Source organism: uncultured Algibacter sp. (assembly GCF_947490405.1).
Classification (GTDB): domain Bacteria; phylum Bacteroidota; class Bacteroidia; order Flavobacteriales; family Flavobacteriaceae; genus Algibacter_B.
Map to the genome: position 1 here is coordinate 87,621 of NZ_CANLGU010000003.1, position 26,336 is coordinate 113,956.

General features: G+C 32.8%; 30 protein-coding genes. 2 read left to right on the forward strand and 28 right to left on the reverse strand.

Translation table 11 applies throughout. The annotated features are described in order from the left end of the window. The first annotated feature begins 119 nt into the window (after positions 1-119). A complete protein-coding gene (locus Q0772_RS08105; RefSeq protein ID WP_298342695.1) occupies positions 120-536 on the forward strand; it encodes a glyoxalase in 417 nt (138 codons plus the stop codon). Positions 537-669: 133 nt separating this feature from the next. Here Q0772_RS08105 and Q0772_RS08110 read toward each other — a convergent pair whose 3' ends face one another. From Q0772_RS08110 to Q0772_RS08145, 8 genes are all read right to left on the reverse strand, one after another. Beyond that, the gene (locus Q0772_RS08110; protein ID WP_298342698.1) at positions 670-1,353 is read right to left on the reverse strand and encodes a DUF2461 domain-containing protein; all 684 of its coding nucleotides are present in this window, start codon (positions 1,351-1,353) and stop codon (positions 670-672) included. A 90-nt stretch (positions 1,354-1,443) separates the two neighbouring features. Then, complete coding sequence (locus Q0772_RS08115) at positions 1,444-2,007, reverse strand: hypothetical protein (RefSeq protein ID WP_298342701.1); 564 nt, start codon at positions 2,005-2,007, stop codon at positions 1,444-1,446. 50 nt (positions 2,008-2,057) lie between these two features. Further along, positions 2,058-2,288 carry a hypothetical protein gene (locus Q0772_RS08120; RefSeq protein WP_298342703.1) on the reverse strand — a complete coding sequence of 77 codons (231 nt, stop codon included), beginning with the start codon at positions 2,286-2,288 and terminating at the stop codon, positions 2,058-2,060. A gap of 47 nt (positions 2,289-2,335) precedes the next feature. Next, a complete protein-coding gene (locus Q0772_RS08125; protein ID WP_298342706.1) occupies positions 2,336-2,497 on the reverse strand; it encodes a hypothetical protein in 162 nt (53 codons plus the stop codon). 30 nt (positions 2,498-2,527) lie between these two features. Then, positions 2,528-2,689, reverse strand: coding sequence for a DUF1328 domain-containing protein (locus tag Q0772_RS08130; protein ID WP_298342711.1), 162 nt, complete (start codon positions 2,687-2,689; stop codon positions 2,528-2,530). A gap of 55 nt (positions 2,690-2,744) precedes the next feature. Beyond that, positions 2,745-3,647 carry a mechanosensitive ion channel family protein gene (locus Q0772_RS08135; RefSeq protein ID WP_298342715.1) on the reverse strand — a complete coding sequence of 301 codons (903 nt, stop codon included), beginning with the start codon at positions 3,645-3,647 and terminating at the stop codon, positions 2,745-2,747. A gap of 55 nt (positions 3,648-3,702) precedes the next feature. Then, a complete protein-coding gene (locus Q0772_RS08140) occupies positions 3,703-4,209 on the reverse strand; it encodes a DNA starvation/stationary phase protection protein (RefSeq protein ID WP_298342719.1) in 507 nt (168 codons plus the stop codon). Positions 4,210-4,529: 320 nt separating this feature from the next. Further along, a complete protein-coding gene (locus tag Q0772_RS08145) occupies positions 4,530-5,306 on the reverse strand; it encodes a tRNA pseudouridine(38-40) synthase TruA (protein WP_298342722.1) in 777 nt (258 codons plus the stop codon). Between the two features lie 96 nt (positions 5,307-5,402). Here Q0772_RS08145 and Q0772_RS08150 point away from each other — a divergent pair, with 96 nt between their 5' ends. Continuing rightward, entirely contained in the window at positions 5,403-5,822 is a 420-nt protein-coding gene (locus Q0772_RS08150) for a hypothetical protein (RefSeq protein WP_298342725.1), read from the forward strand. 14 nt (positions 5,823-5,836) lie between these two features. On the opposite strand, the gene Q0772_RS08155 is transcribed toward Q0772_RS08150, so the two are convergent. From Q0772_RS08155 to Q0772_RS08250, 20 genes are all read right to left on the reverse strand, one after another. Continuing rightward, entirely contained in the window at positions 5,837-7,240 is a 1,404-nt protein-coding gene (locus Q0772_RS08155) for a right-handed parallel beta-helix repeat-containing protein (protein WP_298342728.1), read from the reverse strand. 65 nt (positions 7,241-7,305) lie between these two features. Beyond that, a complete protein-coding gene (gene hisIE / locus Q0772_RS08160; RefSeq protein WP_298342731.1) occupies positions 7,306-7,899 on the reverse strand; it encodes a bifunctional phosphoribosyl-AMP cyclohydrolase/phosphoribosyl-ATP diphosphatase HisIE in 594 nt (197 codons plus the stop codon). A 116-nt stretch (positions 7,900-8,015) separates the two neighbouring features. Beyond that, on the reverse strand, positions 8,016-8,771 hold the full coding sequence (gene hisF / locus Q0772_RS08165) for an imidazole glycerol phosphate synthase subunit HisF (RefSeq protein ID WP_298342733.1): 756 nt from the start codon (positions 8,769-8,771) through the stop codon (positions 8,016-8,018). After that, positions 8,771-9,505 (reverse strand): 1-(5-phosphoribosyl)-5-[(5-phosphoribosylamino)methylideneamino]imidazole-4-carboxamide isomerase, encoded by a 735-nt coding sequence (gene hisA / locus Q0772_RS08170; protein WP_298342736.1) that lies wholly within the window; start codon positions 9,503-9,505, stop codon positions 8,771-8,773. The genes hisF and hisA overlap by 1 nt, the downstream gene beginning before the upstream one ends. A 27-nt stretch (positions 9,506-9,532) precedes the next feature. After that, on the reverse strand, positions 9,533-9,829 hold the full coding sequence (locus Q0772_RS08175; protein ID WP_298342739.1) for a GIY-YIG nuclease family protein: 297 nt from the start codon (positions 9,827-9,829) through the stop codon (positions 9,533-9,535). 33 nt (positions 9,830-9,862) lie between these two features. Next, positions 9,863-10,444 (reverse strand): imidazole glycerol phosphate synthase subunit HisH, encoded by a 582-nt coding sequence (gene hisH / locus Q0772_RS08180; protein WP_298342742.1) that lies wholly within the window; start codon positions 10,442-10,444, stop codon positions 9,863-9,865. Further along, positions 10,444-11,580, reverse strand: a complete 1,137-nt coding sequence (hisB, locus tag Q0772_RS08185; protein WP_298342745.1) for a bifunctional histidinol-phosphatase/imidazoleglycerol-phosphate dehydratase HisB — start codon at positions 11,578-11,580, stop codon at positions 10,444-10,446. The genes hisH and hisB overlap by 1 nt, the downstream gene beginning before the upstream one ends. Positions 11,581-11,663: 83 nt before the next feature. Next, positions 11,664-12,704 carry a histidinol-phosphate transaminase gene (gene hisC / locus Q0772_RS08190; RefSeq protein WP_298342748.1) on the reverse strand — a complete coding sequence of 347 codons (1,041 nt, stop codon included), beginning with the start codon at positions 12,702-12,704 and terminating at the stop codon, positions 11,664-11,666. Between the two features lie 38 nt (positions 12,705-12,742). Beyond that, positions 12,743-14,029 (reverse strand): histidinol dehydrogenase, encoded by a 1,287-nt coding sequence (hisD, locus tag Q0772_RS08195; protein WP_298342750.1) that lies wholly within the window; start codon positions 14,027-14,029, stop codon positions 12,743-12,745. 61 nt (positions 14,030-14,090) lie between these two features. Further along, positions 14,091-14,948: an ATP phosphoribosyltransferase gene (gene hisG / locus Q0772_RS08200; RefSeq protein ID WP_298342752.1), complete on the reverse strand. Its 858-nt coding sequence runs from the start codon at positions 14,946-14,948 to the stop codon at positions 14,091-14,093. Positions 14,949-15,259: 311 nt separating this feature from the next. Next, complete coding sequence (locus Q0772_RS08205) at positions 15,260-16,075, reverse strand: prohibitin family protein (RefSeq protein WP_298342755.1); 816 nt, start codon at positions 16,073-16,075, stop codon at positions 15,260-15,262. Between the two features lie 9 nt (positions 16,076-16,084). Further along, a complete protein-coding gene (locus Q0772_RS08210) occupies positions 16,085-18,118 on the reverse strand; it encodes a VWA domain-containing protein (protein WP_298342758.1) in 2,034 nt (677 codons plus the stop codon). A gap of 54 nt (positions 18,119-18,172) precedes the next feature. Then, positions 18,173-18,919 carry a 3-oxoacyl-[acyl-carrier-protein] reductase gene (gene fabG, locus Q0772_RS08215; RefSeq protein WP_298342761.1) on the reverse strand — a complete coding sequence of 249 codons (747 nt, stop codon included), beginning with the start codon at positions 18,917-18,919 and terminating at the stop codon, positions 18,173-18,175. 372 nt (positions 18,920-19,291) lie between these two features. Continuing rightward, positions 19,292-20,164 carry a succinate--CoA ligase subunit alpha gene (sucD, locus tag Q0772_RS08220; protein ID WP_298342764.1) on the reverse strand — a complete coding sequence of 291 codons (873 nt, stop codon included), beginning with the start codon at positions 20,162-20,164 and terminating at the stop codon, positions 19,292-19,294. Positions 20,165-20,231: 67 nt separating this feature from the next. After that, positions 20,232-21,164, reverse strand: coding sequence for a UDP-3-O-(3-hydroxymyristoyl)glucosamine N-acyltransferase (locus Q0772_RS08225; RefSeq protein WP_298342768.1), 933 nt, complete (start codon positions 21,162-21,164; stop codon positions 20,232-20,234). 2 nt (positions 21,165-21,166) lie between these two features. Then, entirely contained in the window at positions 21,167-21,733 is a 567-nt protein-coding gene (gene efp, locus Q0772_RS08230; RefSeq protein ID WP_298342771.1) for an elongation factor P, read from the reverse strand. A gap of 26 nt (positions 21,734-21,759) precedes the next feature. Beyond that, positions 21,760-22,545, reverse strand: coding sequence for an acyl-ACP--UDP-N-acetylglucosamine O-acyltransferase (gene lpxA / locus Q0772_RS08235; protein WP_298342774.1), 786 nt, complete (start codon positions 22,543-22,545; stop codon positions 21,760-21,762). 1 nt (position 22,546) lies between these two features. Continuing rightward, positions 22,547-23,953: a bifunctional UDP-3-O-[3-hydroxymyristoyl] N-acetylglucosamine deacetylase/3-hydroxyacyl-ACP dehydratase gene (locus tag Q0772_RS08240; protein WP_298342777.1), complete on the reverse strand. Its 1,407-nt coding sequence runs from the start codon at positions 23,951-23,953 to the stop codon at positions 22,547-22,549. Next, positions 23,944-24,966, reverse strand: a complete 1,023-nt coding sequence (gene lpxD, locus Q0772_RS08245) for a UDP-3-O-(3-hydroxymyristoyl)glucosamine N-acyltransferase (protein ID WP_298342780.1) — start codon at positions 24,964-24,966, stop codon at positions 23,944-23,946. The genes Q0772_RS08240 and lpxD overlap by 10 nt, the downstream gene beginning before the upstream one ends. Before the next feature lie 56 nt (positions 24,967-25,022). After that, positions 25,023-26,243: an HD domain-containing protein gene (locus tag Q0772_RS08250; protein WP_298342785.1), complete on the reverse strand. Its 1,221-nt coding sequence runs from the start codon at positions 26,241-26,243 to the stop codon at positions 25,023-25,025. Positions 26,244-26,336 lie beyond the last annotated feature (93 nt).

The window sequence follows — 26,336 nt, forward strand, 5'->3', positions numbered from 1 at the left end:
AGCTAAATTTTGAATAAAGATATAAAAAAGCAAGATGTTAATAAACTCGTTAACAACTAAAAACTCTAAATTCTATTCCACCTGTATATTTCGATATTTTTATTAAAAATCTATCACTAATGGACTCTAGACATTACAAAATTAAAAGTATTAGACCAGAATTACCTAATGCCGTTATTCATGATAATATGAGTGTTGACGAGCGTTTTCAAAATTTAGTGTTGCGCCCTATCATTAAGTTTCAGAATGATTTACTTATTGCTGTATTTAAAAATTACATAAAAAAACACAAGTCAGTTTTTTATGATTTATCCATTGAAAAGCGCGTAGATTATATTGAAAATGCCATTCAGAAAGATATGAAATTACGTAATGCTATGAAGGGTATGATTATCGGGATGTTTACGGTTGAAGAATATGAAATTTACATCCAGAATTCATCAGCATTAAATAAGCGTATGATGAATATTACAAAGCAACGCTTGGTAAGCCAAATTCAGATATTTGAGAAACCTGAGTTTTTGACGGCGGTTTAGGCTCAAATAGACTAGAGAAGTAAATTGAATTGATTACACCTTTTAATTTCGTCTTCAATTTTATCTTTGCTATTCTGACTTATTTCAATTCTCTTTATTAAGAGACACCTGTATTAGCAGGAATGACAGCATGTTACTCAATCAAAGACACCCCATTCAAATCCGTAGTTAACACATCGCTCATGTAATCAAAAAATGGACGAATGGCTTTAAATGATGCGTCTACTTCGTTTATAAAGTTAGCATCCAATACGTTTTTATCCGTGTATCTTTTTGTGAATATATATTGCTTTTTCTTAATCAAGTCTATAGCCGGATGTTCTTTATTAAACCCTTTTGGAGCTGTTTTTACTTCATCTCCAACAAATGCATCGCCCCAAACTGTATTAAACGCTTTATTTGCTAAAATTTCACGTATTTCTGTGTCGTCCATTTCAAACTCTTTACGAATACGTAATAAATCTTCTTTAGCGGGTTGCCAAAATCCAGTAGCAATAAAACTCTCGTTATTTGGTTGTATGTGCAAATAGTAACCACCACGCAGCCTAGGTTTTGTTCTGTTAAACGAACCACCAAAATGTGTTTTGTAGGGCAATTTATTTTTTGAAAAACGCACATCGCGATATATTCTAAAAATTTTAAGCTTATCAATCTCGTCATGCACATTTAAACGCTCAAAAAGCGCATTATAAAAGAGTTTTATGTCGCCTTCAATAGCTTTAAATTCTGGTTTGTTTGCGTTAAACCAGTCGCGATTGTTATTTTTTTCTAGTTTTTTAAAAAATGTGAATACGGATTTTGGTACGTTTAAACTCATAATTATTTCTTGACTTTATTAATACTCTAAAATACAAAAAGTCCTGAGTTGCCTCAGGACTTTTTATATTTATCTTATTTAAGAAACAAATTATTTTATGTCTCTATCATAGTTATTATAGATGGTGCTTTTAATACTGTCAGATTGTTCATCGTAATAATCAATTACAAAGTTTCCTTCTTTATCAAAATATCCTACTCCATTTTGGGTTTTACCTTTAATAATATAGCTACCATTTGCTTCGGTTACCCAAGCTTTGGCTATTATAACAAATTCATCATTAGCATTTTTATTCTCTAAATCAAACCCATAGGGTTGCGGAGTGAACATATAATTTTCATCGCCAATAGTGTAATAAGTTGCCTTACTCAAAGTTTTAAAATTATTAGAGTTTTTAGCTACCATAATTTTTTTCTCAACTTTTGTTGTAGCATCCACACGTTTCTGGTTAATTTTATCTATGTCGCTTTCTTCTAATTCGACATTAGAAGTTTCACGTGTTACCATCTTAATTCTCTTTTCTGTAACGTTTTCTCCATTTTTCTGTTTAATGGTTTTAACTTTAACTTCTTCTTTTACTTCTGTCGGCTTCTCTTGAGCCATTGCTGTACTAAAAATTAATAGTGCAACCATTGTATATATTAGTTTTTTCATTTTTTTTATTTTTTAGATTGATAATTCATTCTCATTGAAAGCTTAATAGGTTATTTGTCCTTTTTAGCTTCTTCTTTTACTTCTTTAATTTCATCTTCAACATCTTCTAATGCATCTTGTACATCATCTGATAGTTCTTCAGAACTTTCCTTAATATTAGTCTTAACTTCTTCCAAAGCCTCTTCAATTTTATCTTCAGGTGTTGTTTTCTCTTCCCTACAACTTGTAAAGGCTATTGTGCTTGTGATAAGTAATACTAAGAATATTTTTATTGTTTTCATTTTATCTATCTTTAATTTGGTTAAACTTCATTTATACGAGTCTATCCCTATAATTCATCTTCAACTTCATCAGCAGCGTCCTCCACTGCATCTCCAACTTCTTCTACCGATTCTTCTATTTTTTCGCCTGTGCTTTTCTCTTCTCTACAACCAGTAAATACAGTTGAAATTGTGAATAATAAGGCTAATGCTAATATGATTTTTTTCATCTTTTTTGATTTTAAGGTTAATATAATTTTCTATTTTTTTAGTAATCCTTTTAATAAAGAGAGTACAAATAATATGATGAAAATGAAGAAACATATTTTAGCAATTCCTGCTGATGCTCCTGCAATTCCTCCAAAACCTAGTACTCCAGCTATTAATGCAATTATTACAAATGTGATTGTCCAACGTAACATAATTCTAAGTTTTTAATGTGTGAAATAATAATTTATCAGGTATGATAAATCTACTCTAGTTATTAGAGAATTGGTTTTCTAAAACAGAGTCATCAAAAGACAACTTATTATTAAATTCCAGAGTCCTAATTGGGAACGGGATATTAATTCCTGCTTTATCGTAGGCTTTCTTAATTTCAATAATAGCTCTGGTTTTGGCATTTAACTTTTCTAGCATACTTTCGGCATCAATCCAAAATCTGCATAAATAGTTAATCGAACTGTCTCCAAATTCTGTGAAATAAAACTCTACTTCTTCAGTGCCTTTTACTTGTTCAAAAGTATCAGCAATAACTTCTTTAGTAAGCTTTTCTACTTCCTCTAAATTAGATTCATAACCTACACCACATTCTAAAAACACACGCATTCTTGTGGTTAGCGAATAGTTTTTTAAAGGGTTTTCAAGAATCATCTTGTTAGGTAGAATAACAATATTATTATCAGCCTCCTTAATAACAAATTCTCTAAGGTTAATATCCATAATCTCACCAGAATAACCGTTGGTTTCTACCCAATTGCCAATCTGTACTTTTCTTCTAAAAGATAGCGCAATACCAGCAACTGTATTTGATAAGGTATTTTGTAAAGCTAAACCAATTGCTAAACCAGCAACACCAGCAGTAGCCAATAAAGAAGTTAATGTTTTACTTAAATTTAGTATTCCTAACGAAATGTATAGTCCTATAAGCACCAGCACAACTGCTGAAACCCTAGAAATCATTTGCGACACAGATTCTTGTTGTACCCTCTTAGACACTAATTTATACGTGAATTTATTAACATATTTGGCAGTTATATAAGAAAATAATAATACTAAAATAGCTAAACCAAAGTTTGGCAAATATTCTATTATAGTCATCATCCAGCCCTCTAACTTAGTGAGTAAGCTAGTAAATGCTTCATTTAATGTAGTTTCCATTATTTTTAAGTTTGTTAAGATTAATATTTAATTTTTTCCAAAAAACTAATATTAACTAACTCACTTCTACAACGGTGTCTTTTAAAGTATCCGAGGTTTTTTTAGTCCATGCATTCAGCATCCAACTTGTTTTTTCAAGTTCTCTAATGTAAGCCCCCATCAAATCAATAGTGCCTTCATCACTTATAGCCTCAGCTTTCTCTATTACCTTGCTCATTTGCATCAAAAGTAATTTATGGTCGCTCAAGGTTTCAATAACCATATTTTGGTCTGCTTTTATTGGAGACTCTTCCAATATGGCCGAAGTTTTTAAATAGTCTTCTAATTTGCTCATTGGATGGTAGCGTAGGGTTAAAATACGTTCAGCGATTTCATCAATTTTTACTTTCGCATCATTGTACATGTCCTCAAACTGTTTATGTAAATCGAAAAAGTTTTTTCCAATTACATTCCAGTGTTTACTTCTTAATTTTTGATAATACACGTGGTAGTCAGCTAACAAAACATTCAATTCTACCACCACAGGTATTATTTCTTCTTCATTCATGTTTAAATAGCTCATCATTTATTTTTTAATGTTCCCTTTCAATATATCTGCTATATTAAATTTGTCAAGCCCTTTAACAGGTTTTAACGGTATTAAGAAATATTTAACATAAATTATGTTAATAAAAGCGTAGAATGTTAAAGAGTTTTAAGAGAAATGGAGTTTAATTATTTGTGCGCTACCCACAAGGGGTCGGGCTATCCGCTAATAGTTTTGGCTCGATGCTCGCCTCACCAAAAGCTGCCGCTACTATCCCTAGCGCGGGAGAAGTCTAACAAAATAAGGGATTTCATAAGGTGAATATATCTTTATTATTTTAAAAAAAATGCATGAGCTTATTTAAACTCTACAGCATTTAATATTAAACCAGAAGCGGGTGCAATGTAATCCATTTTAATTCTGCTTTCGGGCACTAAACTCGCCTCTATGTCTTGTAGCGTTAATTTACCTTTACCCAGATCAATTAAAGTTCCCATCATTAAGCGGATTTGATTTCGCATAAACCCCTTGCCTTTTACTCTTAACATATAGGATGTTTCTGGAAAGTAATTTGCTGAGTACACATCGTTTTCCACCAATTCGCATTGTAAAATCTCTCGCGTATAAATACCATTTTCGGTAGGTTTATAGCAATAACTCCATAAATAATGTTCGCCTTCAAAGAGTTTTGCGCCTTTCTTCATGATATCAATATCTAAATCATCAAGAATGGTCGTCATAATTGGTGCACAAAACGGATGGCATTTTTGCCCATAAGTAAACAGGTATAAATATTCTTTAACTTTAGAATGGTTTATAATATTAAAATCTTTGTCTACCGTACGCATACTAAGCGCGCGAATATCCTGTGGCAAGTTATAGTTGAATAGCTTTAAAAATGCTGTTGTATCAGTTATAGGTTCTTTTAAAAACAACTCGAAAGCAGCATGTTCTGCAGAAACCATAGCATCTGTTCTACCAGAAATTAAACTTTTAAAATATTTGCCTTCTAAGATAAAATTTAAAGTTCTATCCACCATTAAATGCAATGTTTTTACATTAGGTTGTTTTTGCCACCCATGAAAACGATAGCCTAAATATTGAATATCTATAACGTAAAAATACTTCTTCATCTAAATTTAAAAGAGATGCGGAAAGTAGTCTATTTATAAATTATGACAAAAAATTTATAAATTGTATTTCAATTAACCAACTAAAACTTTAAAACTATGTCGACTTTAACATCAAACAAACCACCAATTTGGTTTTGGATTATCAGTATTATTGCCCTTATTTGGAATGGTATGGGTGCTTATCATTATCTAATACAAGCATACAACACAGAAAGTTATCGTGCCATGTACACCGCAGAACAATTAGAAATTGCAGCAAATATGCCTGCTTGGGTAACCGCAGCTTTTGCAATAGCTGTTTTTGCAGGAGCTTTGGCAGCTATAGGATTATTACTTAGAAAATCATGGTCGGTAAAACTTTGGCTGTTATCTTTATTAGCTGTAATTATACAAATGGGATACATTTTAATTAATGATTACGCCTCTAGCATCGGTATGACTATAATGATTGTTATACTAGCTTTTTTCTTTACTTGGTTTGCCAGAACATCTCAAGCTAAAGGTTGGCTAGCCTAACTAAATTGAACATTTTACCTTATCCAGCAACCGTTCCATGGTGCGTCGTTGGTTAGAGGAATATCAAAGGCTTCGCCATTATAGGTGTTACTAGAAGCATTTCCACTAACTTTTAAAAATCTGTATGCCCAACATTTATTACCATGATCTACACGGTTATTGGTTAAGGTTAGATTTGTCATTTCTTTGAACGCTAAGTGCCCATGATTCATTTGGTTATTATAAATATCTAAATCTGCACCTTTGTACATATACATGCCACAATTGTTTAATGTATTATTGTAAATGTATGTTGTTGCAGGGTTTGTTTTCTGGTTATCGTTAGAGTACATTAAAATGCCATTCCAATTATTTGCTGAAACGGTTCGCATAGTAATATCGTTATTTCTAATTGTCCAATCAGCATTTTTCCAGTACACAATTGGTCCGTCAATATATTCACTATCATTACCTTGTAGTAAAATATTGTTTTCAAAAAGTACATTTTTTCCATCAGTATTTACCACATCACCACCTCGATTATTATGAAAATAATTATCTCTAATAATTATATTTTTATTTGTTCTTCCTGCGCCTTCTATATCTACACCAAATTGGGGTGATGTACCATTGGTATGATGTATTTCATTTCGCTCTATTAAAACGTTAGCACTTCCTACTAAAGAAACTCCTTGTCTTCTATTATCTGAAAAGTTATTGTTTCTAACAACAATATGCTTTAAGTTTTGAATGTCTCCTTTTGGGCTACCTACCATTAAAATGCCATCGCCATTAGCTTTTGCTAATATCACATTTTCAACAGTAACTAACTGACTTTCGCCTTCTATACAAACTAAATGGCCTTCATCATGGGACGTCGCGCCATCTGCTCTTGGTGTATAAATATGGTTATCTCTATCTCCTAAAATAGTGCCTCCTGAAATTACAACATTCGATTTGTTTTTAACAGCTATTGCACAGTAATTCCATTTATTGTTAGGAGCCATTTCTATAATAGCGTTTTCATCTAACAGAAATGCTACATTATTATTTAATGTAATACCTGCTTGATAGATATCATTCCCATATTTACCTATTAAATAATGTCCTGCCGGTAAACGTATGATACCGTAACCCTCTTCTATTGCCCAATTTATTGCAGATTGTAAATTATCTGTAGTTTTAACTGCTTCAACCCTGTTATTTGGAATATCCCATCGTTCTAATTCAATAGTATATTCTCGAGTTGAAATTTCAGAATAAGGCATCACTTCTATAGGTGACATTGCACCTGTAAAGGGATTTGGATTATTTGGATCTGTCTCACTTAGAGACGTAGTAATAAAACCTTTAGAATCATCTGAATCATTATAACAAGAATATACTAAAGTTATTATACAGAAAAGGTAGTACCATTTGGTAAGTGTAGGTTTAAACATTGACATAGTAAGTTTGGGGAATTAATATGTACTAATTTTCTTTAAAAGTAATAAAAAATTTTAAATTACTTGTGCCTATTTTTCAATTCGTTTTCAATATCCTTTAAAGTGAATCCTTTAGCTTGCAATAACATTAAGTAATGGAATAATAAATCCGCCGACTCGTATAAAAACAGTTCATCGTTATTATCCATAGCTTCAATAACAGTTTCTACAGCCTCCTCGCCTACTTTTTGAGCTACTTTGTTTATGCCTTTTGCAAACAAACTTGCAACGTAAGACTTTTTAGTATCCTTATTAGCAATACGTTCTGTAATAATTGTTTCTAAAGTTGAAAAGAATCCGTACGAAGCTGTGTTTTCATCTTTCCAGCAGGTATCGGTTCCTGTGTGGCATGTTGGTCCAACAGGGTGTACTTGAATTAGTAATGTATCGTTATCACAGTCATTCTTAATATCCACTAGGTTTAAAAAGTTGCCACTTTCCTCGCCTTTCGTCCATAAACGTTGCTTGCTTCTACTAAAAAAAGTTACCTGTTTTGTGTCTACTGTTTTTTGATAAGCAGCTGTATTCATATACCCTAACATCAACACTTTTTTTGTTGTAGCATCCTGAATGATTGCTGGGACTAATCCGTTATCGTCGTATTTTATTTCCATTTTTTTGCTATTCCCTGCCTTTCAATTATCGCTTGAGATAAACTCCAGCAGGAATCTATTTAATATTATTACTTTTTTGGATTCCGCATCAAGTGCGGAATGACAGAACGTATCAGTTAAATACGGACTTCTATATTATGTTGTTTCAATTCTTTTTTCAATTCAGGTATTGGAATTTCACCAAAATGAAATACACTTGCGGCCAATGCTGCATCAGATTTTCCTTCTTTAAAGGTATCGATAAAATGCTGCACATTACCCGCACCTCCTGAGGCTATAATTGGTATATTTAATTCTTGAGACAGTTTAGCTAAAGCGTTGTTGGCAAATCCGTTTTTGGTACCATCATGATCCATAGAAGTAAATAAAATTTCTCCTGCACCTCGCGCTTCTACTTCTTTTGCCCATTCAAACAAATCGATGTCTGTTGGAATGGTACCTCCTGCCAAATGTACCTTCCATTGGCCTGCTATTTGTTTAGCATCAATAGCAACAACCACGCACTGACTTCCAAATTTATCAGCCAATTCATTAACTAATTCTGGCCGTTTTACAGCAGAAGAATTAATAGACACCTTATCTGCACCGCATTGTAGCAATGCATCAACGTGAGCCACAGACGATATACCACCACCAACAGTAAAAGGTATATTTACTTGCTCAGCAACGCGTAAAACCATATCTAAAGTAGTGCCTCTATTTTCTAAAGTAGCGGCGATATCTAAAAACACTAGTTCGTCCGCACCATGATCAGCATATTGTTTTGCTAACTCTACTGGATCTCCTGCATCACGCAAATCAACGAAATTTACGCCTTTTACAGTGCGTCCGTTTTTTATATCTAAACAAGGTACAATTCTCTTAGTAAGCATTACACAAATTTTTCAAGTTCATATAAACTAATTCTGTTTTCATAAATAGCCTTTCCTATAATTACGCCTTCACACCCTAATTCAATAAGTTTTGGCAACTCATCAATATGCGAAATTCCACCAGAGGCAATCAACTTTATAGATTGTCCGCTACTACTGTTGCTACACGCTTCAATAATATCTTTATATAAATCGAATGAAGGCCCTTCGAGCATACCATCTTTTGATATATCGGTGCAAATTACATACTGAATGCCTTGTTTTTGATATCCTTTTATAAAAGGAATAACCTCTTCATTACTATCTTCTTGCCATCCACTAATGGCAATTTTTCCTGCATTACTATCAGCCCCAAGAATAATTTTTTCACTTCCATATTTGGAAATCCAACCTTCAAACGTTTTTCTATCTTTTACAGCAATACTGCCACCCGTAACTTGTTTCGCACCAGAATTAAAGGCTATGTGTAGATCTTCATCTGCTTTTAAACCGCCACCAAAATCAATCTTAAGTTTTGTTTTAGACGCAATTTGTTCTAATACTTTATAATTCACAATATGTTTCGCCTTAGCGCCATCTAAATCAACTAAATGTAGGTATTCAATCCCTGAGGCTTCAAACATTTTGGCTACTTCAAGCGGGTTTTCATTGTACACTTTTTTAGTATCATAATCTCCTTTAGTAAGACGAACACATTTTCCGTCTATAATGTCTATGGCTGGTATAATTCTCATTGATTAACTTGTTAATCAACCCTGAATTTATTTCAGGGTCTTTTTATTGATTTCTAGTTTTAAAAGATTTGGATTAGACGCTTTAATCAAATTCCATTTCCATTGTTTATGCCAATTCTTCAATTGTTTTTCTCTACTTCTAGCTTCCTTATGCAAATCAAACGCTTCAAAATAAATCAAATCTAGAACACTATACTTTTTAGTAAATAAAGCTCCTTTTCCGTTTAAATGTTCATTCAATCTTCGTTTTAGGTTTTCGGTATATCCTACATATAATACTGTTCTGTTTTTATTTGACAATATGTAACAATAATACTTCGCCATTTGTAAAGATCCTGAAACAAGTTCAGGATGGTTCTAAAGGTCTAAAAAATTCTCTAGAATTTTTGCTCCTCTAGAACCACTTTTTTCTGGATGGAACTGGGTTCCATAAAAATTTTCGTGTCGTAATGACGAAGCATAATTAATCTCGTAATCTGTTGCTGCTATGGTTTCATTACAATGCTCTGCATAATAACTGTGAACCAAATACATGTATTCGTTTTCTTTGATATCTTTAAACAAATCAGTTTTTAAATCTTTAATAACATTCCATCCCATTTGCGGTACTTTTACGTTATCTGAGAAGCGTTTTACCTTGGTTTGAAATATGCCCAAACCTTTTGTGTTGCCTTCTTCAGTATGTAAACACATAAGTTGCATTCCTAAACAAATACCTAAAACTGGTTGTTTAAGTGTTGGAATTAAGGTATCCAAACCACTTTCTTTAAGCATTTTCATAGCAGAACTTGCTTCTCCAACACCAGGAAAAATCACTTTATCTGCTGCTTTTATTTCTTCAGGGTCGTTTGATAAAATAGCATCGACACCCAAACGCTTAAAAGCAAATTGAATACTTTTTATGTTTCCAGCACCGTAATTTATTATCACTAACCTCATTATAGCATTCCTTTTGTACTTGGTAAAAACATTTTGTTAGCATCACGCTTTACTGCCATTTTCATAGCTTTAGCAAAGGCTTTAAATATACCTTCAATTTTATGATGTTCGTTGGTACCTTCTGCTTTAATGTTTAAATTACATTTTGCGCCATCGGTAAACGATTTAAACAAATGGAAAAACATTTCTGTAGGCATATCGCCTATTTTTTCGCGCTTAAATTCCGCATCCCATTCTAACCAATTTCTACCTCCAAAGTCAACGGCAACTTGTGCTAAACAATCGTCCATTGGTAAACAAAATCCGTAGCGTTCAATCCCCAATTTATTACCTAATGCTTTGTTGAATAATTCGCCTAAAGCAATCATGGTATCTTCAATAGTGTGATGTTCGTCAACTTCCAAATCGCCATCAACCTTAATGGTTAAATCCATCGCACCATGACGCCCTATTTGATCTAGCATATGATCGAAAAACGACAACCCTGTGTCAATATTATTCTTTCCAGAACCATCTAAATTTAATTTTATATAAATCTGTGTTTCATTGGTATTACGCGTTATCTCTTCAACGCGATCTTTAAGTTTTAAAAACTCATAAATTGCTTTCCAATCTGTACTAGTTAGGGCTATAGCGTCTAAAATTTCTTGTTTAGAACTTTCAATTTCATCTGCGCCTAATTCAGGATCTTCAGACAGATAAATACCTTTAGCTCCTAGATTTTTAGCGAGTTCCATATCTGTTATTCTATCACCTAAAACGAAGGAATTTGACAAGTCATAATCTTCAGAAAAATACTGGGTTAATAAACCCGTTCTTGGTTTGCGTGTATCAGTATTTTCATGCGGAAACGTTTTATCAATGTGAATAGCCGAAAACACAACGCCTTCTTTTTTGAATGCTTCAATAATTTTGTTTTGCGCTGGCCAAAACGTGTCTTCGGGAAAACTATCGGTTCCTAAACCATCTTGATTGGTTACCATAACCAACTCATAATCCAGCTCACTGGCTATTTTAGCCATGTATTGAAAAACTTTTGGGTAGTATTCTAACTTCTCTAAACTATCTAATTGATAATCTACAGGTGGCTCTAATACCAAAGTGCCGTCTCTGTCTATGAATAGTACTTTTTTCATTTTGTGTCATTTCTGCGAAAGCAGGCATCTATTTTTTATTATTCAAATTTATATGGATTCCGCATCAAGTGCGGAATGACAAATCATTCTAACGCTTTTAAAGCTTTTATTAAAACTTCGTTTTCTTTTTTAGTTCCAATTGTAAAACGCAAACAATTTTCACATCCTGGTTGATTGGTTCTATTTCGAATTACAATTCCTTTTTCAATCAACTGATTGTAACGCTTTGTAGCATCATCAACTTTAGCCAGTACAAAATTAGCATCTGTTGGATAAATTTTCGATACAAATGTAATTTCTGATAACTTACGAACTAATACATCACGCTCTTTTAAAATATCCTTAACCTGCTGCTGTGTTAACTCGTAATTTTCTAGCTGTGAAATCGCTTTTTGCTGTGTTAACTCATTAACGTTATATGGTGGTTTGATGCGGTTTAATACTGAAATAATTTCTTTTGAAGCAAAACAAATGCCTAACCGAATTCCAGCCATCCCGTAAGCTTTTGATAAGGTTTGAGTTACAATTAGGTTAGGAAACTCACTTAGTTTACTTGTCCAACTTTCATCATTTGAAAAATCGATATAGGCCTCATCAATAACAACGATACCTTTGAACGCTTTTATAAGTTTTTCAATTGATTTTGCTTCAAAACTATTTCCTGTTGGGTTATTTGGCGAACATAAAAACAACAACTTAGAATTAGCATCTGCAATTTCCAGAATTTCATCAACCTTAGGTTGAAAATTGTTATCTAACTGCACACTTTTAATAGCAATAGCATTGATATTTGCCAAAACACTATACATGCCATACGTTGGTGGCAACGTGATGATATTATCTTGATTAGGCTCACAAAAGGCTCTGAAGATTAAATCTAAAACTTCATCACTACCGTTGCCTAAAAGGATATTTTGCTGTGGAATATCTTTTATTTCTGATAGCAAGGATTTTACGGTTCGTTGCTGCGGATCTGGATACCGATTCACGCCATTTTCAAACGGATTTTCATTCGCGTCTAAAAATACCATAGCGTCACTATTACCTTGGTATTCGTCCCTTGCAGACGAATACGGTTTTAGCGCTTGTACCGTGGGCCTTATTAATTTTTGTATATTTTTCATAATCTTTAGATGCTAAATCACGTTCAGCATCACAAAAGTTATTTTTTTAAATCCTTTAATCTTATACTCACCGCATTTTTATGCGCTTGCAACCCTTCCGCTTCTGCCATTAACTCAATAGTTTCTCCTATATTTAAAAGTCCTTCTTCAGATATTTTTTGAAAGGCCATCTGTTTTAAAAAGCTATCTAAATTCACACCAGAATATGCTTTACTAAAACCGTTTGTAGGCAAGGTGTGGTTTGTTCCTGATGCATAATCGCCCGCACTCTCAGGTGTATAATCGCCAATAAAAACCGAGCCTGCATTATTGATGTTATCTACGTATACATCTTCATTTTTACAACAAATAATGTAATGTTCTGGACCATATTCGTCAATTAACTCTAGAGCTAAATCATCAGTTTCTACATAAATTAATTTTGAATTGGCTATAGCCTTTTCAGCAATGGCCTTACGTGGCAATACTACTAATTGCTTAGTTATTTCTTCCGAAACAGCACTAATTAGACGTTTTGAGGTAGATACCAAAATTACTTGACTATCTGCACCGTGTTCTGCTTGACTTAATAAATCTGAAGCCACATACGCCGCATTTGCTGTATCATCGGCAAATACTAATAATTCGCTAGGACCAGCAGGCATATCTATAGCTACGCCGTGTTTTGTTGCAATTTGTTTTGCAACCGTTACAAATTGATTGCCTGGTCCGAAAATTTTAAACACTTTTGGAATGGTTTCAGTACCAAAAGTCAAACCTGCAATAGCTTGTATACCGCCTACTTTTATAATTTTAGTAACACCACACAATTGCGCTGTAAATAAAATTTCTGGTGCCAACGCACCTTTTGTATTAGGTGGCGAACATAAAACAATCTCTTTGCAACCTGCTATTTGCGCAGGAATTGCCAACATTAAAACTGTTGAAAACAATGGTGCTGTACCACCGGGAATATACAAACCAACACTTTGAATTGGTCGTTTTTCCTGCCAACACTGTACACCTTTGGTTGTTTCTATCTCAATTTTTAATGTTTTTTGAGCTTTATGAAATACTTCAATATTATGTTTTGCTAATGTGATGGCACTTTTTAGTTTTTCAGAAACTTGTGTAACCGCTGTTTCTATTTCAGCAGGTGTAACTACATGTGAAGCTAGTGCTACGCCATCAAATTTATTTGTGTATCTTTTTATAGCCGTATCTCCTTCATTTGATACCTCATTAAAAATTTTGTTTACAGTACCTTCAATATCATCCACAGTTTGTGTAGGACGCTGTAAAATAGACGTCCATTCACTTTTTTTAGGATTATTAATTATTTGCATTCTTAATTTAACTTTGAGTTGAAATTATAAGATTTCCATTTTTAAGTAAATCTCAAATATATTACAGCACCATTTTTTCAATAGGACACACCAAAATACCTTGTGCTCCTTTTGCTTTGAGATCATCAATAACATTCCAAAACTGATTTTTACTAATTACAGAGTGCACAGAACTCCAACCGTCTTCAGCCAATGGTAAAACCGTGGGGCTCTTCATTCCTGGTAAAACATCAATAATATCTTGCAATTTGTCGTTTGGCGCATTTAGTAATACATACTTAGAATTTCTTCCTTTTAAAACCGACTGGATTCTAAACTGAATGGTGTCTAATATGGCTTTTCGCTCTTGGTTTAGTTTTGGAGATACGGCTAAAACTGCTTCGGATTTTAAAATGGTATCCACTTCTTTTAAATTATTTTTAAATAAAGTACTTCCACTGGATACAATATCGCAAATTGCATCTGCCAAACCTATATTAGGCGCAATTTCTACAGAACCGTTAATGATATGAAGATTTGCTTTTACACCGTTTTTGTCTAAAAACTGTTGTACCGTATTTGGATACGATGTTGCAATACGCTTACCTTCTAAATCTTTTATACTATTATAATTTGCAGCCTTAGGCACAGCAATACACACGCGGCATGTCGAAAAACCTAATTTTTCAACAATACCAATGCTCTCGCCTTTTTCTATTAAAACATTCTCACCTATAATCGCTGCATCTACAACGCCATCTTTTAAATATTGTGGAATATCGCCATTTCTTAAATAAAACACTTCAACAGGAAACCCTTTTGCCGAGGCTTTTAATTGATCTTTTCCATTATCTATAGAAATACCTATATCTTTTAATAAACGCATCGAGTCTTCGTTTAAACGACCCGATTTTTGCACTGCAATTCTTAATTTACTCATTATCTTGTTTTTATGAGTTTAAAACAACCAAGTTGGAACTTAAATTAAAAAACCCGCTTGATTGTCTCAAACGGGTTTAAATATATTTTGATTTTATTCAATACATTTTCACTTCGCCTGAGAGCAAATATGAAAATGATGATGTGTTTGAATAAAAGTCATGTTATAATTTATTTATGCAAATATCTATAATTTATATTATTAAATCCAAATTATAAATACAAATCTTGCAATAATTTAATATTATTAATATTTAGTCAATTTAAATTAATATTCTTTAAAAGAATACATTATTTGCTAAATTTATTCTTTTATTGATTTCCTAATATAATTGGTAAACCGCTATCTCCTGAACCAATAACAATTACTTTACTATTAGGCGACTCAGATAATTTCATAGTAGCTTCAATACCTTTATCTTGAAGAATTTTATCCGTTAATGAGGCACTTAATATCTTATTTGCATCTGCTTTACCTTGTGCTTCAATACGTTGTTTTTCAGCTTCTTTAGCAGCTGTAACTAGTCTGAATTCATATTCTAACGATTCTTGCTCTTGACGTAATTTACGTTCAATAGCTTCTTTAATAGTATTTGGTAATGTTACATCACGTACTAAAACTTCATTTAATTGCACGTATTGTTTTTCTAGTATTTTTTTAGTCTCTTCAAAAATCTCATCTTGTATAGCATCACGTTTACTAGAGTATAATTGTTCTGGTGTATAACGACCAACAACACTTCTTGCTGCACTTCTAATTGATGGCATTATTACACGTTGTAAATAATTTTGTCCAAGGGATTGGTGTAAGTTTCCTAAATCATCATAAACTGGTTCATACCATGCCGAGGCATCAATTTGAATCTCTAACCCGTTTGATGATAATACTTTCATTTTTTCAAAAAGCTCTTGTTGACGCACTTCGTAAATGTAAACTTTATTCCAAGGTGCTACAATATGAAACCCTTCTGCCATTGGCGGTTCATCAGTAACAACACCTTCTCCAAAAGTTTTAAACAATACTCCTGCTTCACCAGAACCTATGGTTACGGCTGATTTTGCTAATACTACAACCAGAATAATTACTGCGATAATTATTGGTAATCCGATTTTTGGTAATTTTTCCATTTTCTATTTTTAAATTAATCCGTTATATTTTCTTAAAAACCATTCTAGTCCTAAGTTAAATGCTATAATTCCTAAAAGGTATTTCCAATCTATCAAAGGTATGGTATTTTTGCTGCTTTTTTGAATTGGAACGAAACGATTGTCATTCAATAAATCATTTATAGCTTTTTTTGTTTCATTTATAAAATAACTTGTCCCTGAGCTGTTAGTGGCCAATTGCTGTAACTTTGTTACATCTGCATTTAAAAATTGCTGTTCAACATTATATTCTAAAATTCTAAAATTTCCAGATTTAGACATGTTTTCGTTAGATGCTCTGATTGTAAAGCTATATTCTGATGCTGGTAAATTACTCAAATCTACTTGATAATTATTGTTTTTCAAAATTAGAGGAAATACAGTTTTTGCTTTAGAAACTTTATCGGTCACAGTTATGTTCAAAGTTTCTCGAGTGTCAAAAACATAGTTTTTATCGAAAAACTCAGCCTTGATTATAATGTTGTTATTTCCGTTATAAAATGATTCATAGTCAATATTTAATCTGCTTTTTTTCTTTGTTGAAGCTAGGTATTGAACCAATTTGCCAATAAAATTATCAAAATCATCGAAACTATTTTCGTTAAGATAGCTTTGTGCGCGCCATTGCCAAATCTGTTCACCAAATAAAACAGCTTCTCGCCTACTATTTGTTTCAAAAGTTACTAAAAGTGGCTCTTCTAATGTAACACTCTTGACTGTCTTGTTTAAAATGGTTTCATAGGCTACGTTAAAACTAATCTCTCCATAGTTTGAAAGTAAAGGAGGGAAAGATTCAAAATCTAATTCGTCAATTAAAAAAGGTGCATAATTAATATTTAAGTCGGCTTGGTAATTTTCGGTTTGACCTGTTATATTAAAATTATAATCATTAGTAATCCTATTTAAAAAATCTAAATCTGTTTTGGGTCCAGTAATAACAAATTTATTCTTGTTTTGCGTGTTAATTTTATCTATTATATTTTTAAACTTATTATTTGGCTGATACAGTATAATTAATTGATATTCATTTATTTGATTAATTACATTTTTTGGGTGTAAAATATCTGCTGTACGTTGCTCATTAGTTTCAATACTCTTTTTTAAAGCTCCTAAATCTGGGTGAGAAAAACTGCTAACTATAGCAATTTTTGTTTTTTGATTGATTACTTCAATGGCAAAATTTTTAGTATTATTTATTTTATTCTTTTCACTTGCTAAAGGAACAATTGTTGCCTTGTAATTGCTCACACCAACCTTATTTGTTGGCAATGTGAGATTAACAACCTTTGAATTATCATTTTTAGAAAAATTAATCTTTTTTGAATAAATTGTAGTATTACCACTTTTTACAATAAAGTTAGATTGTATTGCAGTATTACCATTATAAACTAAAATTGCTTCAACAGGAAATCTGTTTTTCAGAAATGCATATTTATTAACGTTAAATTGCTGAATTCTTAAGTCTGTATATGTAATGGTATCCCCTAAAACTATTGGGTAAATTGGTTGTTTGTAATTGTTTGATGAAAATTGATAATCGTTGCCATAAGTTTGATTTCCATCCGTAATAAGCAATGTTGGCGATGTGGTTTGCTTATAAATTTCATTTAATTGCGTAAATGCTTTAGAAATATTTGTTTGTTTATCGGTAAACGTAATAGAATCTAAGGGATTTAAGTTTTCTCCGAAAGTAAAAAAGTCTAGATTAAATTTATTCTGAATGTTTGGATTGCTTTTTATTTCATCAATAAAATTTAACAGTGCCTCATCTTGTTTTAAATGCTTAATTGAGCTTGAATTATCAATTGCTACAACTAAATTAGGTTTTTCTATTGATAATTTAGTTTGATCAAAACTTGGGTTTATAATGATTAATAAAACAGAAAACACACTTAAAAACCTCAAAAAAGAAAAAAGCATGTTTATTTTAGACATGCTTTTCTTTTTAGTAAAATACTGAAAAAGCGCTAACCCTAGCGCTAAAATTCCAGAAAGTATAATGTATAAAAGAGTTTCAGAACTCATTAAAAAACTTTAAATTTTATTTTGATTAGATTCCTGGTTTCACAGGAAAGTCAATTACGTTAACATTCCACCATCAACGTTTAGAGTTTGTCCTGTAACATACGCACTCATATCGCTAGCTAAAAACACACAAACATTAGCAATATCTTCTGGTGTGCCTCCACGTTTTAATGGTATGCCTGCACGCCATCCTTTTACAATCTCTTCATCTAATTTAGCAGTCATTTCAGTTTCAATAAAACCTGGTGCTACCACATTGCTTCTAATATTTCTAGATCCTAACTCTAAAGCTACAGATTTTGAAAACCCAATAATACCAGCTTTTGATGCTGCATAGTTAGTTTGTCCTGCATTACCTTTTACACCAACTACAGAGCTCATATTAATAATTGAACCTTTACGTTGTTTTAACATGGTGCGTTGTACAGCTTTTGTCATATTGAAAACCGACTTAAGATTAACTTCGATAACTTTATCAAAATCTTCTTCAGTGATACGCATTAGTAGGTTGTCTTTTGTGATACCTGCATTATTTACAAGAATATCAATACTTCCAAATTCTGAAACTACATCTGAAGCTAATTTTTGTGCTTCTTCAAAACTTGCTGCATTACTTTTGTACCCTTTAGCTTTTACTCCTAAAGCATTTAATTCTTTTTCTAAAGCATTTGCGGCATCAACTGAAGAACTGTATGTAAATGCTACATTGGCCCCTTGTTCTGCAAAAACTTGAGCAATACCTTTTCCAATACCACGGCTAGCTCCTGTAACTATTGCTGTTTTCCCTTCTAGTAGTTTCATATATTAGTATTATTATTTTGAATTGAACATCTGATATAATTGTTACTGATGTTTCATTTATAGTTTGTTCGTAATTTTTTAATTTCTAGGTACTCAAATATAACAAATCCGAATGTGATGTTGTTATAAACCTAATTATTTTTAATGGTACTTGTTTTGCGTTAGGGATTGCAACGGCATCCTTTTTAAAATTGACTAGTATTAAGTTTCTTTAAAGTAAATAATAAATAGATATTGATGTTGCTTACTCCTTCGCTAAGACGTTTAAAAAGATATAGTGAAAAGCCCGACCCTTTGGGTAACGCCCAAATAGATATTATAAAAAATCCGTTAACTAGATTAGCTAACGGATTGTGTATATTTTAGAGGGTATTAACCTATAACTTCAGCAACTTTTTTACCGATTTCGGCAGGTGAATCTACAACGTGTATCCCACAAGCTCTCATGATTTTCTTTTTGGCTTGTGCGGTATCATCACTTCCACCAACAATTGCACCAGCGTGCCCCATGGTACGTCCGGCAGGTGCAGTTTCTCCAGCTATAAACCCAACGATAGGCTTTTTACTTCCACTTTCTTTGTACCAGTTAGCAGCGTCTGCTTCTAACTGACCTCCGATTTCACCAATCATGACTACAGCTTCTGTTTCTGGGTCGTTAATAAGCAACTCAACAGCTTCTTTAGTGGTTGTTCCTATGATAGGATCTCCTCCAATTCCTATGGCTGTAGTAATACCTAAACCTTGTTTTACAACTTGATCTGCAGCTTCGTAAGTTAAAGTTCCAGATTTTGATACAATACCTACTTTACCTTCTTTAAATACAAAACCTGGCATAATACCAACTTTTGCCTCACCCGGAGTTATAACACCTGGACAGTTAGGACCTATTAGTCTACAATCTTTAGATTTTATATAGCTTGATGCAGTTATCATATCTGCAACAGGAATACCTTCTGTAATAGTAATAATTACTTTTATACCCGCATCAGCAGCTTCCATAATGGCATCGGCAGCAAATGCTGGTGGTACAAAAATAATTGTTGTATCTGCTCCTACTTGGTCTACAGCTTCTTTTACGGTATTAAAAACAGGTTTATCAAGATGAGTTTGACCACCTTTTCCTGGGGTTACACCACCTACAACGTTGGTTCCGTATTCAATCATCTGACTAGCGTGAAATGTACCCTCGCTACCTGTAAAACCTTGAACTATAATGTTTGAATCTTTATTTACTAAAACACTCATATTTTTCTATTTGAATATTGTTTTACAAATGTAATTTTTTGAACGCACTTTTTTAACTTAAAAAAGCTTAATTTTTTAATTGTTTTAAAATATTAGGAATTTGCTTAATGGAAGCCATTTCTTTTAGTTTTAAACGTACTTCTTGTATTGGCGTTCCCCAATAGGTTTTTCCTCCTTCAATAGATTTTGTAACTCCAGATTGCCCTTGAATCACAGCTTTCTTACCTATAGTTATACCGCTTGTGGTGCCAACTTGACCCCAAAGCGTTACTTCGTCTTCAATAACCACACAGCCAGCAATACCAACTTGCGATGCTATTAAACACTTTTTTCCTATGATTGTATCATGTCCTACTTGAATTAAGTTATCAAGTTTAGAACCCTCGCCTATAATGGTATCACCGCTTACACCCCTGTCAATCGTGCATCCAGCACCAATATCCACATTATCTTTTATGACGACACGCCCTCCAGATTTTAATCTATCGTAACCATCTGGTCTATTCTTATAATAGAATGCATTAGCTCCTAAAACTGAACCTGAGTGAATTGTGACGTTATCACCAATTATTGCATCATCATAAATACTTACATTTGAATGTATTGTACAATTATTACCAATAACGACATGATGCCCAATGAATACATTTGGTTGAATGATGGTTTTGTTACCTATTCTTGCTGAATTAGAAATTGCTGTTGTTGCCGCTACAAACGGTTTAAAGTGATTAGTTAATTTATTAAAATCTCTAAAAGGGTCATCACTTACCAATAATGCTTTTCCCTTTGGGCAGACTACTTCTTTGTTAATAAGAATTATAGTTGCAGCCGATTCTAGAGCTTTATCATAATATTTTGGATGATCCACAAAAACAATATCTCCAGGCTCTACAACGTGAATCTCATTCATGCCTAAAACCTGAAAATTAGCATCGCCTACAAACTTACAGTCTATTAAATTTGCTATGCTTTTTAAAGTATGTGGTTTAGGAAACTTCAAACTTATTCTTTAACACGTTCTTTATAAGTTCCTTTTTCTGTTTCTATTTTAATTTTATCACCTTCATTTATAAATAAAGGTACGTTTACTTCTGCTCCAGTTTCTACTGTTGCAGGTTTTGTAGCATTCGTTGCTGTATTTCCTTTTACACCAGGTTCAGTATGAGTAACCTCCAAAATAACACTTGCTGGTAAATCAACAGATAATGGCATATTGTCTTCAGTATTGATAAGTACAGTAACAACTTCTCCTTCTTTCATTAATCCAGGGTTATCTAAAGCAGCTTCTAATAAACGAATCTGAGTATAATCTGCTTCATTCATGAAATGGTAAAACTCACCATCATTATACAAATATTGAAATTTGTGAGTTTCAACACGAACATCTTCTATTTTATGTCCAGCGGAAAATGTATTATCGATGACTTTACCCGTAGTTACACTTTTAAGTTTTGTTCTTACAAATGCAGGCCCTTTACCTGGTTTAACGTGTAAAAATTCAATGATTTTAAATATATCATGATTATATCTTATGCATAATCCGTTTCTAATGTCACTTGTACTAGCCATATTTAATGTGTTGTAATGTCGTTATTTTAATTTGATTTGAAATACCCTTTCATGATGCCTCGATGCGAGTTTTTAATAAACTGAAGTATTTCGTCACGCTCAGGAGTTGCTTGCATTTCTGCTTCAATAATATCTGCTGCTTGAGAATTGTTGTAATTCTTTTGGTATAAGATTCTGAATATATCTTGAATTTCTCTAATTTTTTCTGTTGAAAACCCTCGTCTTCTTAATCCCACTGAGTTAATCCCTACATAAGATAAAGGTTCTCGAGCTGCTTTAACAAATGGAGGAACATCTTTTCTTACCAAAGACCCACCTGTTACAAAAGCATGATTGCCAACTGAAACAAACTGATGAACAGCTGTCATACCTGCTAAAACCACATAATCACCAACGGTAATGTGACCAGCCAGTGTACTATTATTTGAAAATATACAGTTATTGCCAACAATACAATCATGTGCTATATGGCAATAGGCCATAATCAAACAGTTATCTCCAACAACGGTTTTCATTCTGTCTGTTGTACCTCTGTTTATAGTTACACATTCTCTAATGGTAACATTATTTCCAATTTCAACAGTTGTATCTTCATCATTATATTTTAAATCCTGAGGAACAGCAGAAATAACAGAACCTGGAAAAATATTACAGTTTTTCCCAATTCTTGCACCTTCCATGATGGTAACGTTACTTCCTATCCAAGTGCCTTCACCAATTTTTACGTTGTTATGAATGGTAGCGAAAGGTTCTATAACTACGTTTTTTGCAATTTTTGCACCAGGATGCACATAAGCTAAAGGTTGGTTCATGTTATTTTACTTTAGAGATTTGAGCCATTAGTTCAGCTTCAGCACATAATTTTCCATTTGCATACGCATACCCTTGCATATGACAAATACCGCGGCGAATTGGCGTTATTAATGAGCAACTAAATATTAAGGTATCACCGGGGCTTACTTTTTGTTTGAACTTAACATTATCCATTTTCATGAAAAAAGTTAAATAGTTTTCAGGATCTGGTACTGTATTTAAAACTAAAATACCACCAGTTTGAGCCATAGCTTCAACAATTAAAACACCAGGCATTACTGGGGCTCCTGGGAAATGACCTTTAAAAAATTCTTCATTCATGGTCACATTCTTTGTAGCGACAACATGCTTATCAGAAAGTTCAAAAACCTTATCTATTAATAAGAAAGGTTGTCTATGTGGTAACATAGCCATAATTTGAGTAACATCCATTAGTGGTGGTTGATTCAAATCTATACTTGGTACGTTATTACGACGATCGTTTTTGATAATCTTTGCTAATTTCTTAGCAAATTGTGTGTTTACAAAATGCCCGGGTTTATTGGCTATTACTTTTCCACGGATTCTAGTACCTATTAAAGCTAAATCGCCTAAAACATCTAATAATTTATGTCTAGCGGCTTCATTAGGGTGGTGTAGAGTTAAATTATCTAGAATGCCGTTGGGCTTCACTGCAATTGAATCTTTTTTAAATGCCACTTTAAGTTTTTCCATGGTTTCTGGTGATAGTGCTTTATCAACATAAACAATTGCATTGTTTAAATCACCGCCTTTTATTAAACCATGCTCTAGTAGCATTTCAATTTCATGTAAAAAACTAAACGTTCTAGAATCTGAAATATCCTTTTTAAAATCTGAAATATGATTTAAAGTTGCGTTTTGAGTTCCTAAAACTTTCGTTCCAAAATCTACCATAGTAGTAATTTGGTACTCTTTTGAAGGCATAACAAGAATTTCACTTCCTGTTTCTTCATCTACATAAGATACAATATCTGTAATAACAAATTCTTCTCTAAAAGCATCAAGCTCAATAACACCAGCTTTTTCAATAGCTTCAACAAAAAACTTTGATGATCCATCCATAATTGGTGGTTCAGAAGCATTAAGTTCAATAATCGCATTATCTACATCTAAACCAACTAGTGCAGCTAATACATGTTCAGAAGTTTGGATAGTAACTCCATTTTTTTCTAAACATGTTCCTCTTTGGGTATTTGTAACATAATTAGCATCAGCCTTAATAACAGGCTCTCCTTCTAAATCAACTCGTTTAAAAGAAAATCCAGAATTAACTTTTGCGGGTTTAAATGTTAAGGTTACATCTTTACCAGTATGTAAACCTACTCCTGTTAGGGAGATTTCTTCTTTAATGGTTTTTTGCTTAATTTCTGTATTGACTATTCCCATTTATTTTTTTCTAAGTCATTTATGTTTTTAACTATGCTTGGTAAATTTTTAAAATGTACGTAAGCTTTATTGTAATCTCCATATGGTAACGCTGGAGAGCCTTGAAGCACTTCATTATCTTTAACATGTCTACCAATACCAGACTGAGCTTGTATTTTTACATTGTCACCAATTGTAATATGACCAACAATACCTACTTGTCCACCGATTTGACAATTCTCGCCAATTTTAGTAGAGCCAGCGATCCCTGTTTGGGCAGCTATTACTGTATTTCTACCAATCTCTACGTTGTGCGCTATTTGTATTTGATTATCCAATTTCACACCCCTACGTATTATTGTTGAACCCAAAGTGGCTCTATCTATGGTAGTGGCAGCTCCAATATCAACAAAATCTTCTAACACAACATTACCTATTTGCGGTACTTTACTATACTCACCTGATTCATTAGGAGCAAAACCAAATCCATCAGCACCAATAATAGCACCTGAATTTATAACACAGTTGTTTCCAATAACAGACTCTGAGTAAACTTTTGCACCAGAGAAAACTACAGTATCATCACCAATAACTACGTTATCTCCAATATAAGCACCGGGAAAAATTTTTACATTTTTGCCAATTTTCACATTTTCTCCTAAATAAGAAAAAGCTCCTAGATAAATAGATTCATCATAACTTGCTGATTCAGCGATATAAACTGGTTGCTCTATACCTTGTTTGTTGTTTTTTACTTGATTGTAATATTCTAGTAATTTAGAAAAAGATTCATAAGAATCTTCAACTTTAATAAGTGTTGTGCTAAGGTCTTCTTCTGGAGTAAAAGATTTGTTTACAATAGTTATAGAAGCCTTTGTTGTATAAATATAAGGTGTGTATTTCGGGTTAGCCAAAAAGGTTAAAGACCCCTCGAGACCTTCTTCAATTTTGGAAAGTTTTGATACTTCAACATCAGGATTTCCAACAACATCGCCTTCTAATATTCCTGCTATTTGTTGTGCCGTAAATTTCACACTTGTGTAGTTTGTTTTGTTTTTTGTTTGATTGACGCAAAAATAGGAAAAATGTGTTAAACTTTAACCTTAGGATAACATATATAATATTTTGTAACTGGTTTTGACAAAGCCTTAAGATTCAATTGATCTGAAGCTTTTACAATATCTTCAATCTTTCCAGACTTGTGTAGGATATTAATTCGTTTGGTTTTAACTTGGTATGCCTGGTTTGAAATACTTCCCTGAAATACAAAATATTTTGCTTCCTCTTCAGAGATATTATAATTTTTTATAAGAGACTCCACATGCTTTTTTAGGTTGCCTTCTTTAACTGGTTTATTTTTCATCTTGATTTTGAGAAGATTTCTATTAATTATCATCTCACACAAGTTACTGAGCACAAAATCTTCATGATATTGCCACTGTTTCATTGCAGAAATAATATCATAATCGTCTAATTTCGAAAACACCTCTAAAGTCTCATTTGTAAAATTCTTATTTGATATTTTATGCTTCAGAAAATAAATTAGTGCATCACTAGCCATAAGCACTTCACCCAAATTATAAAGTTCTTTGGCTCTCTTTAAAACTCTAATAAGTAACTGTTCTGCAGCTAAACCTGTTTTATGCAGATACACTTGCCAATACATTAAACGTCTTGCAATTATAAATTTCTCTACACTATAAACTCCTTTTTCTTCAACAACTAATTCATCATTTACAGCGTTTAACATAGTAATAAGGCGTTCACTATTAATATTACCCTCAGCTACTCCTGTATAAAAGCTATCGCGCTTTAAATAGTCTGCTCTATCCATATCCAATTGACTAGAAATAAGCTGACACATGAATTTTCTTTTGTATTCTCCTTTAAATATTTGAATAGCTAGCGTTAAACTTCCGTTAAATTCTTCATTTAAACGTTCCATAAAAAGTAGTGAAATCTCTTCATGTGAAACGTTATCTACTATAGAATGTTCCATAGCATGAGAGAAAGGTCCATGACCAATATCATGAAGCAGAATAGCCACATACAATCCTGTTTCTTCTTCCTCTGAAATTGTAACTCCTTTAAAACGAAGTACATTAACTGCTTGCTGCATTAAATGCACACAGCCAATAGCATGATGAAATCTGGTATGATGTGCCCCTGGATAAACCAAATAAGACATCCCCATTTGTGTGATTCTACGTAAGCGCTGAAAATATTTATGTTGAATTAGGTCAAAAATAAGCGAATTAGGAATTGTAATAAATCCGTAAATTGGGTCGTTTAATATTTTAAGTTTGTTCAAACTTTTACATTTAGCATTAGATGTTTACAAATATAACTATATGAACCTATAATAAAACTTTGATGCAAAAACGATTAAATAGCTACAATAACA

Bases quoted from the DNA above. Each gene is read 5' to 3' on its own strand.
- Q0772_RS08105 (WP_298342695.1), top strand. From the start codon at position 120: ATGGACTCTAGACATTACAAAATTAAAAGTATTAGACCAGAATTACCT.
- Q0772_RS08110 (WP_298342698.1), bottom strand. From the start codon at position 1,353: ATGAGTTTAAACGTACCAAAATCCGTATTCACATTTTTTAAAAAACTA.
- Q0772_RS08115 (WP_298342701.1), bottom strand. From the start codon at position 2,007: ATGAAAAAACTAATATATACAATGGTTGCACTATTAATTTTTAGTACA.
- Q0772_RS08120 (WP_298342703.1), bottom strand. From the start codon at position 2,288: ATGAAAACAATAAAAATATTCTTAGTATTACTTATCACAAGCACAATA.
- Q0772_RS08125 (WP_298342706.1), bottom strand. From the start codon at position 2,497: ATGAAAAAAATCATATTAGCATTAGCCTTATTATTCACAATTTCAACT.
- Q0772_RS08130 (WP_298342711.1), bottom strand. From the start codon at position 2,689: ATGTTACGTTGGACAATCACATTTGTAATAATTGCATTAATAGCTGGA.
- Q0772_RS08135 (WP_298342715.1), bottom strand. From the start codon at position 3,647: ATGGAAACTACATTAAATGAAGCATTTACTAGCTTACTCACTAAGTTA.
- Q0772_RS08140 (WP_298342719.1), bottom strand. From the start codon at position 4,209: ATGAGCTATTTAAACATGAATGAAGAAGAAATAATACCTGTGGTGGTA.
- Q0772_RS08145 (WP_298342722.1), bottom strand. From the start codon at position 5,306: ATGAAGAAGTATTTTTACGTTATAGATATTCAATATTTAGGCTATCGT.
- Q0772_RS08150 (WP_298342725.1), top strand. From the start codon at position 5,403: ATGTCGACTTTAACATCAAACAAACCACCAATTTGGTTTTGGATTATC.
- Q0772_RS08155 (WP_298342728.1), bottom strand. From the start codon at position 7,240: ATGTTTAAACCTACACTTACCAAATGGTACTACCTTTTCTGTATAATA.
- hisIE (WP_298342731.1), bottom strand. From the start codon at position 7,899: ATGGAAATAAAATACGACGATAACGGATTAGTCCCAGCAATCATTCAG.
- hisF (WP_298342733.1), bottom strand. From the start codon at position 8,771: ATGCTTACTAAGAGAATTGTACCTTGTTTAGATATAAAAAACGGACGC.
- hisA (WP_298342736.1), bottom strand. From the start codon at position 9,505: ATGAGAATTATACCAGCCATAGACATTATAGACGGAAAATGTGTTCGT.
- Q0772_RS08175 (WP_298342739.1), bottom strand. From the start codon at position 9,829: ATGGCGAAGTATTATTGTTACATATTGTCAAATAAAAACAGAACAGTA.
- hisH (WP_298342742.1), bottom strand. From the start codon at position 10,444: ATGAGGTTAGTGATAATAAATTACGGTGCTGGAAACATAAAAAGTATT.
- hisB (WP_298342745.1), bottom strand. From the start codon at position 11,580: ATGAAAAAAGTACTATTCATAGACAGAGACGGCACTTTGGTATTAGAG.
- hisC (WP_298342748.1), bottom strand. From the start codon at position 12,704: ATGAAAAATATACAAAAATTAATAAGGCCCACGGTACAAGCGCTAAAA.
- hisD (WP_298342750.1), bottom strand. From the start codon at position 14,029: ATGCAAATAATTAATAATCCTAAAAAAAGTGAATGGACGTCTATTTTA.
- hisG (WP_298342752.1), bottom strand. From the start codon at position 14,948: ATGAGTAAATTAAGAATTGCAGTGCAAAAATCGGGTCGTTTAAACGAA.
- Q0772_RS08205 (WP_298342755.1), bottom strand. From the start codon at position 16,075: ATGGAAAAATTACCAAAAATCGGATTACCAATAATTATCGCAGTAATT.
- Q0772_RS08210 (WP_298342758.1), bottom strand. From the start codon at position 18,118: ATGAGTTCTGAAACTCTTTTATACATTATACTTTCTGGAATTTTAGCG.
- fabG (WP_298342761.1), bottom strand. From the start codon at position 18,919: ATGAAACTACTAGAAGGGAAAACAGCAATAGTTACAGGAGCTAGCCGT.
- sucD (WP_298342764.1), bottom strand. From the start codon at position 20,164: ATGAGTGTTTTAGTAAATAAAGATTCAAACATTATAGTTCAAGGTTTT.
- efp (WP_298342771.1), bottom strand. From the start codon at position 21,733: ATGGCTAGTACAAGTGACATTAGAAACGGATTATGCATAAGATATAAT.
- lpxA (WP_298342774.1), bottom strand. From the start codon at position 22,545: ATGAACCAACCTTTAGCTTATGTGCATCCTGGTGCAAAAATTGCAAAA.
- Q0772_RS08240 (WP_298342777.1), bottom strand. From the start codon at position 23,953: ATGGGAATAGTCAATACAGAAATTAAGCAAAAAACCATTAAAGAAGAA.